This window comes from Adlercreutzia sp. DFI.6.23 (assembly GCF_024462535.1).
Classification (GTDB): Bacteria; Actinomycetota; Coriobacteriia; order Coriobacteriales; family Eggerthellaceae; genus Adlercreutzia; species Adlercreutzia rubneri.
On record NZ_JANGBP010000215.1, the window covers coordinates 1 to 392 of the forward strand.

1 pseudogene is annotated in these 392 nt (G+C 67.9%); it reads right to left on the reverse strand.

The annotated features are described in order from the left end of the window. Positions 1-392, reverse strand: a pseudogene (locus NE591_RS13065) (EamA family transporter); the annotation flags it as partial.

A 392-nucleotide genomic window follows, 5' to 3' on the forward strand; every position in this document is an offset into this window, starting at 1 on the left:
CCGATGACCATGCCGCAGGCGATGATGGTGGGGCGATCCCACCGGCCATAGAGCAGTTGGGGTGCCATGATGTAGAGCGTCTCGGACAAGGCGTTGGCAATGCCCCAAGCCAAGCCCGCCACTGGCAGCACGATGACGCCCCAGTCTCCCTGGGTGGCGATGAGCGTCGCGGCGGCCATCGCGCACATCAGCCCGACAAAGTCGGCGACGCGCGGCAGACGGCGCGCTCGGGAGCAGGTGATAAGCATGACGAACACCGTGCAGGTGGCCTGGAGCACCGTGGCCGTGCCGGCGTTGGTGAGGGCCACCGACACCGCATAGGTGATCTGCGAGAGGTACACCCCCACGCCGAACAGAACGAGCGTCGGACGGGCGGCGGGGCTCCCCAGCAG